The following is a 6,434-nucleotide window of genomic DNA, read 5'->3' on the forward strand; positions in this document are numbered from 1 at the left end:
CACTTATCGACTGTTAATTGTTAAAGAACTGTATTCGGTACTGCTTTCGCGCTATCGACAAAGCGTTGTGTTTGTCAGCTGCGAAGAAGGAAGAGTATGAAGCATTTCAGCACAATCGTCAACTCCTTCTTTTCTGCTACATCACCGTTTCTGGTGATCCTCAACTGCCGCATTTGACTGCGTCTCATTGGGGAGGCGAACTATAGCAAAGCCGCCCATGGGCGGCAAGCTTTATTTCAGCAATTCGGCAATTGCAATGCCCACATCGGTCGTACTGGCGCTGCCGCCCATGTCCGGTGTTCGCGGGCCATGCTCAAGCACCTTCTCAATGGCGCGCAAAACCGCGTCATGCGCAGCCGTGTAATTGGCGTCGCCATTACCGAGGAAGTCCAGCATCATGGCGCCCGACCAGATCATGCCGATCGGGTTGGCGATATTCTGGCCATAGATATCGGGTGCGGATCCGTGCACGGGCTCGAAGACGGAGGGGAACGTGCGTTCCGGATTGATATTGGCCGATGGCGCGATGGCAATCGTTCCCGTGCACGCGGGGCCCAGGTCGGACAGAATGTCGCCAAACAGATTCGACGCAACCACTACGTCGAAGCGCTCGGGACTGAGCACGAAACGGGCCGCCAGGATATCGATATGGTATTTATCCCAGTGGACATCGGGAAAGCTGGGCCCCATCGCCTCCACCCGCTCATCCCAATACGGCATGCTGATGGCGATACCGTTCGACTTGGTCGCCGATGTCAGGTGTTTTTTAGGCCGGCTTTGCGCCAGCTCAAACGCATACTTCAGGATGCGGTCAACGCCCTTGCGCGTAAACACGGATTCCTGCAGCACCGTTTCGCGTTCCGTCCCCTCGAACATGCGCCCGCCCACGGACGAATATTCTCCTTCCGTATTTTCACGCACCACATAAAAGTCGATATCGCCCGGCTTCTTGTTCGCCAGCGGACACGGCACACCCGGCATCAGGCGCACGGGCCGCAAGTTGACGTATTCGTCGAACTCGCGCCGGAATTTTAGTAACGAACCCCACAGCGAGATATGGTCCGGCACCTTGTCCGGCCAGCCGACGGCACCAAAATAGATGGCGTCGAAATCCTTGAGCTGGGCAAACCAGTCCGAGGGCATCATCTGACCGTGCTCGAGGTAGTAGTCGCAATTCGCCCACTCCATGGTCGTGAACTGCAGGTCGATATTGAAACGGCGCGCGGCAGCCTCGACGACACGCAGCCCTTCCGGCATGACTTCATTGCCTATGCCGTCGCCGGCGATGACTGCGATTCTGTGTGCGGGCATGAGGTTCTCCTGTTTATAGATGGATGCGTTGATGATACTGGCGCCGCATCAGAATACAATCAGGGGATTCATGACCTCAGTATCCACATTTCGTGCTCAATCGATGAAACATACGCCGCTGCTGGAAGATTTACGCCTGTTTTGCCAGGTCGCCCATAAAACCAGTTTCGCCGCCACGGCGCTGGAGCTGGGTATTTCCAAGGCGGTCGTCAGCAAGCGCATCGGCATGCTGGAAGCGGCGCTAGAAGTACGTTTGCTGCACCGGACCACGCGCAGGGTCAGCGTCACCGATCACGGCGAGATCGTGCGGCAATGGGCGCAGCGCATCCTGGAAGATGTCGAACAGATGGAGGAAGCGGTAGCACAGTCGAAATTGCAGCCGCAGGGCCTACTGCGCATTTGCTCCAGCTCCGGCTTCGGGCGCAACCGGCTCGGCCCAGCCCTCTCCCAGCTGGCACGACAGTATCCAGACTTGAAAATACAGCTGGAATTGCTCGACCGTCCCGTCGACCTGCTGGGCGAGGGTTTCGATCTCGACATTCGCATCGGCGTGGTGCGCGAGCCAGACCTGATCGCCCACCGCATTGCCAGCAATCAACGCGTACTGTGCGCCGCCCCCTCCTATCTGGCACAACGCGGAACGCCGGACACGCTGGCGCAATTGCGCGAGCATGACTGCATCGTCATCCGCGAGCGTGACCTGGATGGGCGACGCTGGAAACTGCAGGGACCGCAAGGGTCGGAAACGGTGAAGGTCGATGGGCCGCTATCGGCCAATAATGGCGAGATCGTCCATCAATGGGCGCTGGACGGCCACGGCATCATCTTGCGTTCGGCATGGGATGTGGAGAGCAGCCTGGCGCAAGGCAAGCTGGTACGTATTTTGCCCGCGTATCATCAGGTCGCCGATGTGTGGGCGGTGACCACTTCGCGGCTGTCGAACTCGGCCAAGGTCAGGACCTGCGTGCAATTTCTGGAACGGTGGCTGCAAGCCCGCGCCTGATAAGCTATACCAGACGCGCCACATCCGGATACAGACGCGCCAGGGTATCGGAGGTGATGGACGACATGACGGGCAAGATGCGCCCGGCGGCCTGCTCCGGCGATTTTTCCCGGCGCACCTCTTTCCACAGCTCGGCCAATGCGCCTTCATGGCGCGCCACCGCCTGCTCGACCTCATCCTGCCAGAAAGCCGGCGCCTCGCTTTCCACGAAATTGCCGCGGCCACGACCAAAGTGCGCCACCGCCAGGTAGCGCAGCACGCCCGCCACCACCAGGGTGCGCAAAAAGGCATCCGTGAATTGCATGGTGGGTTCATTGCGGTCCGTGCCGGAATTAAAGCCCCAGGCAGCGCCGGCAAACGTCAGCGCACCGACCACGCCACCAAGCAAGGCGCCCGTACCCAAAGTCAGGCCGCCGGAAATCAGGTCGGCCGACAGCCCCGTCGCCGCGCCGGAAATCATGGCACCCAATAACCCCGCTTGCGCCTTGTCGATCGGCGCGCGCACGGCAAAATTTTCCCGTATCCGGCTATTGATCTTATGCGCATCGGTCGGATCGAGTTTGTGCAAGATCAAGAGCTCACGCGTGGTCACGCCGCTGTGCGTATTGAGCCGTGCCACCAGGCTGGCCATGGCCTTTTCCTGGCGTTGCTGCTCTGCATTCTTACCGATGCCCACTACCTGCAAGGCCGATTTCAGCAAGCCCTTGGAGCCGAGCTCGATGGCTTCGCGATCCTGCCCTGCCACTGCCAGTTGCGTGGCCAGCAAATGCATGGCTTGCTGGAAACGCGCCGTATTCTGCTCTTGCCAGGCAGAAAACAGACGCGCATAGCCGGCTTGCTGCGACTGCGGCAACAATTTACCCACGGCTTCGTAAAACACGCGCTCATGAACCCAACAGCGGGCAAAGGCATCGAGCGCCAGGACATCGCGCACGATCGGATACTGCTGCAAATGCTCGCGCCAGCGCGCCTGCTCGCCATGCTCCTCATTGCCAGGACGCGGCGGCCCCATCTGATTGAGCAAGACCACCACCGGCTTATCCAGCCAGGCGAGGATTTTCATTTCTGCCGGCAAGTAGCCCGCATCTTTGGGATGTTCCGAGGAATTCACCAGGTACAGCACCACGTCGGCAGAGTCCTTGGCCGTACGCAGCGCCTGCTGGCTGAGCCAGAACGGGCGGTCGCGGTAACGGTCCAGCACTTCGCGCAGGAACCAGCCGATGGGATTGCCCGACTGGCCCAAGCGCTTGAGCAGGCGCACGGAGTCGCCAAAGCCGGGCGTGTCCCACAATTGCAAGGCATCGCCCTGCGGCGTGGCCAGCAAAGTATGCGATTCCGCAAACACGGTCACGTGGGCCGCATCGCGCACTTCGCCAATGTCCACGCCCACTAAAGTGCGCGCCAAGGTCGTCTTGCCATTATTCGTGTGCGAAATCAGCGCAAACTGAATCTGTACCGCATCATCCTGCACATTTTTATTCACATTCACACTCATGCTGCTGCCGATACTTTCAGCCCGACACCGGCATCAAGCGGGTGCAAGGCAGGATTGAGCAAATTGACCAGGGTGGCCGTGGTTTTGTGGAACTGGCAGAACTGTTGCCACAGAGCGACTCGCTCCGCCAAGCGGGCGGCATTATCCACCTGCTCGCCAGCGCGTTCCAGGTAGCTGGATTCGTCGATCAGTACAGCGATGCCGCGTGCCGACGATTGCGCCAGGTAATCGAGGAAGGCGCCGTGGTTTTCCTTTTCCGGCGTCGCCGTCAGGTTGAACAGCACGGCCGTGATATTGACTTGTGGATCATTCAAGTCCGTGTCGCGCAAGACGTCCTGCGGCTCCTCGCCATACGACGTCGATGGACGCAGCATCATGCGGCCTTGCTCGCCGAACAGCATGAGGGCGATTTGCCCCAGGCCCTTGTGACGCGCCTCATCGACAGTAAAGCTGTACGGCAAGACGCGCAGCATGCCGCCAGTTGCCACGCCGATGCTTTCATTAAGCTTGCGGAAATACGGTTGGTCGAGATCCAGCGGAAAGTGCTTGGCCAGCCGCGCTGCGCGCCAGTTGTTGACCAGTGCCAGTATCAGGCGGGGAACGACCACCAGCAGGAAAATCGTTGCCGCATATAAATGCACCCAGCGTGCGCCGCCTTCGACGGTCGTCGTTTGCGGGAAGCGCAGCGCTTCGATTTCCGCCAGCGAAAAGCCTTGCAAATGAAACAGGGCAATAGCCGGCGCAAACAGGGTCGAAAGCAGGCTGTGCACCTGGCTGGCATTCAAAAAAGTGCTTTCCCAACCGGCCGCGTATTGCGACAGGAAGCCGCGCGCGTACAGTGAAGCGACGGCGCCGATGGCAAACATGGCGGCGCTCAGGTGAATGGTACGGCTGAGGCGCGCGGCCGTCAGCTTGGCGCTCAAGTGCGCCCATTCCCCCATAAAACTGAGCAAGCCCGAGGACAAGGCGTGCGGCAGCTTGCGCGGCAACGCCAGGCGGCCCACGCTCAGGTGGCGCACCAGTCCCGCCTTCGGCCAGCCGAGGGAGTGCGAGGGGATGCATAGCCAGATCAGCAAGCCCAGGTAGACCAGCACATTCCAGGCGATGATCAGCAGCAAGGGCGCCGACAGCAGATCCACGCGATGGGGATCCGTGATGCGGTCCAGCCCGGCACCCAGCAGCAGTGCCAGCAAGGGCAATGTCAGCGCCAGGGTCTTCATGCCGTTACGGCGTTTCGCGAAGGCAGCAAAAGCGGGCGTGCGCTCGGTGATGCGCTTGAGGATCAGCTCGGAGCGCTGCTGCAGGAAATCGTCACCTGTCACTTCGGCCTGCTTGCCCGAAGCTTGCCACTGCGCAAGCTCACGCGCGCTGCGGCTGGCATACATGCGGTCATCCTCGCTGAGGACTTCTTTTTTCTGGTCGGCCGTCTCGATAGCACGGACCAATACCACTTCTCTCGCAATCTGCTCGTTCATGGTGCTCCTGTTTTTTGTATGAAACGACAACTAGACAGGCAGATTGTGACGTACTTTTGTGTTTCAGGCCAACGCGTCCTCAGCCCGGAACAAATTATGCAGCAGATAGATCAGGAAAGAAGCGATCCAGGCAGACCACAAGGTGTGGGTAAAAAATTGCCTACCTTGCAACTGCTGCTGCCAGCCTGCCGCCAAACCGCACAGCAACATGACACTGGCGAACAAAAGTGCCGTGCGCGGCCGTCCGGGCAGGCAGAACAATGGCAAGGCCAGCATCCACCAGGCAGTGTTCGCATGCGTGGCGGGCAAGCAGACCATGGTAGATGCGCTAGCCGGCAATGTTTCCAGCAGGCGCGTATACGGTTGCAGTCCACCATAGCGCAGCAAATCCGTGGGGCAAGGCACATCGCTGAAGGAAGAGAGCAAATAGATGCTTAGCGGCACCAAGATGGCCGACAGGGCCACCACGCGCAAGGCGCTGCGACGTGAGGCAGACCAGGCCAGCGGACGCTGCGTGTCCCAGACCGCCAGGACTATCGCTGCCGCGGCCAGCATGGTCATGCAGAACTGGAAACCGCGCGCCCACGCGCTGTCAGCGCCGGCAAATTGCCCACGCGCACCGTCGAACATACTGTCGGCGATCATGAGGTCGAGATTGCTGTAATTGCCGATCCAGAGTATCAGCATGGCCGAGAGCATCAAGGCGCTATCGATGCCTGTGGGAGTTTTGACGAGTTTAAGCTTGGCCAACATGGGTGTACACATTTACTTGATGAGATGAAAGGGACTGGCCACTCAAGAGCAGCAGCCATGCAAGTCATCGTACAGTGTCAATATGAAGAGAACATGACGGTGCCCGTCGCGCGGGCAACACGGACGTGGCAAGATGGGTATTTTAGGCACCTTACAAGTGTCGACCTGAATTACACGTCAAAGGTGTTCTGGCATTCCCGCAAAAAGGGCACACACCCGATAACTTCGCTCAACTCCGCCATACGTACAGTAAAAATGTGCACAGAACAAAGCACCAGACGAAAAAAAACCCGCCAATTGCTTGACGGGTTTTTCTCTACTGCGAATAACAAGCCTGACGATAACCTACTTTCACACTGGTTGCAGCACTATCATCGGCGCAAAGTTGTTTCACGGT

At 59.1% G+C, this 6,434-nt stretch carries 6 protein-coding genes; 2 read left to right on the forward strand and 4 right to left on the reverse strand.

From position 1 onward, the window contains the following. Window positions 1–231 precede the first annotated feature (231 nt). Window positions 232–1,311, reverse strand: coding sequence for a tartrate dehydrogenase (locus O3297_RS28690; RefSeq protein ID WP_099390272.1), 1,080 nt, complete (start codon window positions 1,309–1,311; stop codon window positions 232–234). 103 nt (window positions 1,312–1,414) lie between these two features. Between O3297_RS28690 and O3297_RS28695 the strand changes: the two genes are divergently transcribed. After that, window positions 1,415–2,314 (forward strand): LysR family transcriptional regulator, encoded by a 900-nt coding sequence (locus O3297_RS28695; RefSeq protein WP_305051304.1) that lies wholly within the window; start codon window positions 1,415–1,417, stop codon window positions 2,312–2,314. A gap of 4 nt (window positions 2,315–2,318) precedes the next feature. Here O3297_RS28695 and O3297_RS28700 read toward each other — a convergent pair whose 3' ends face one another. The 3 genes from O3297_RS28700 to O3297_RS28710 all read right to left on the reverse strand — a co-directional run bounded on the left by O3297_RS28700 (window position 2,319) and on the right by O3297_RS28710 (window position 6,037). Further along, window positions 2,319–3,809, reverse strand: a complete 1,491-nt coding sequence (locus O3297_RS28700) for a DUF3482 domain-containing protein (RefSeq protein ID WP_305051296.1) — start codon at window positions 3,807–3,809, stop codon at window positions 2,319–2,321. Beyond that, entirely contained in the window at window positions 3,806–5,284 is a 1,479-nt protein-coding gene (locus tag O3297_RS28705; RefSeq protein WP_305051298.1) for a DUF2868 domain-containing protein, read from the reverse strand. Before O3297_RS28705 ends, O3297_RS28700 begins: the two co-directional genes overlap by 4 nt. Before the next feature lie 63 nt (window positions 5,285–5,347). Next, entirely contained in the window at window positions 5,348–6,037 is a 690-nt protein-coding gene (locus O3297_RS28710; RefSeq protein WP_305051300.1) for an acid phosphatase, read from the reverse strand. A gap of 57 nt (window positions 6,038–6,094) precedes the next feature. On the opposite strand from O3297_RS28710, the gene O3297_RS28715 reads away from it, so the two are divergent. Then, a partial coding sequence (locus O3297_RS28715) for a hypothetical protein (RefSeq protein ID WP_305051302.1) occupies window positions 6,095–6,434 on the forward strand: 340 nt, incomplete at its 3' end.

The sequence above is a fragment of the Janthinobacterium sp. SUN128 genome (assembly GCF_030587275.1).
In the GTDB taxonomy this organism is placed as follows: Bacteria; Pseudomonadota; Gammaproteobacteria; order Burkholderiales; family Burkholderiaceae_D; genus Janthinobacterium; species Janthinobacterium lividum.

Excerpts from the sequence above, each read along its gene's own strand:
- O3297_RS28690 (WP_099390272.1), bottom strand. The coding sequence starts at position 1,311 with ATGCCCGCACACAGAATCGCAGTCATCGCCGGCGACGGCATAGGCAAT.
- O3297_RS28695 (WP_305051304.1), top strand. The coding sequence starts at position 1,415 with ATGAAACATACGCCGCTGCTGGAAGATTTACGCCTGTTTTGCCAGGTC.
- O3297_RS28700 (WP_305051296.1), bottom strand. The coding sequence starts at position 3,809 with ATGAGTGTGAATGTGAATAAAAATGTGCAGGATGATGCGGTACAGATT.
- O3297_RS28705 (WP_305051298.1), bottom strand. The coding sequence starts at position 5,284 with ATGAACGAGCAGATTGCGAGAGAAGTGGTATTGGTCCGTGCTATCGAG.
- O3297_RS28710 (WP_305051300.1), bottom strand. The coding sequence starts at position 6,037 with ATGTTGGCCAAGCTTAAACTCGTCAAAACTCCCACAGGCATCGATAGC.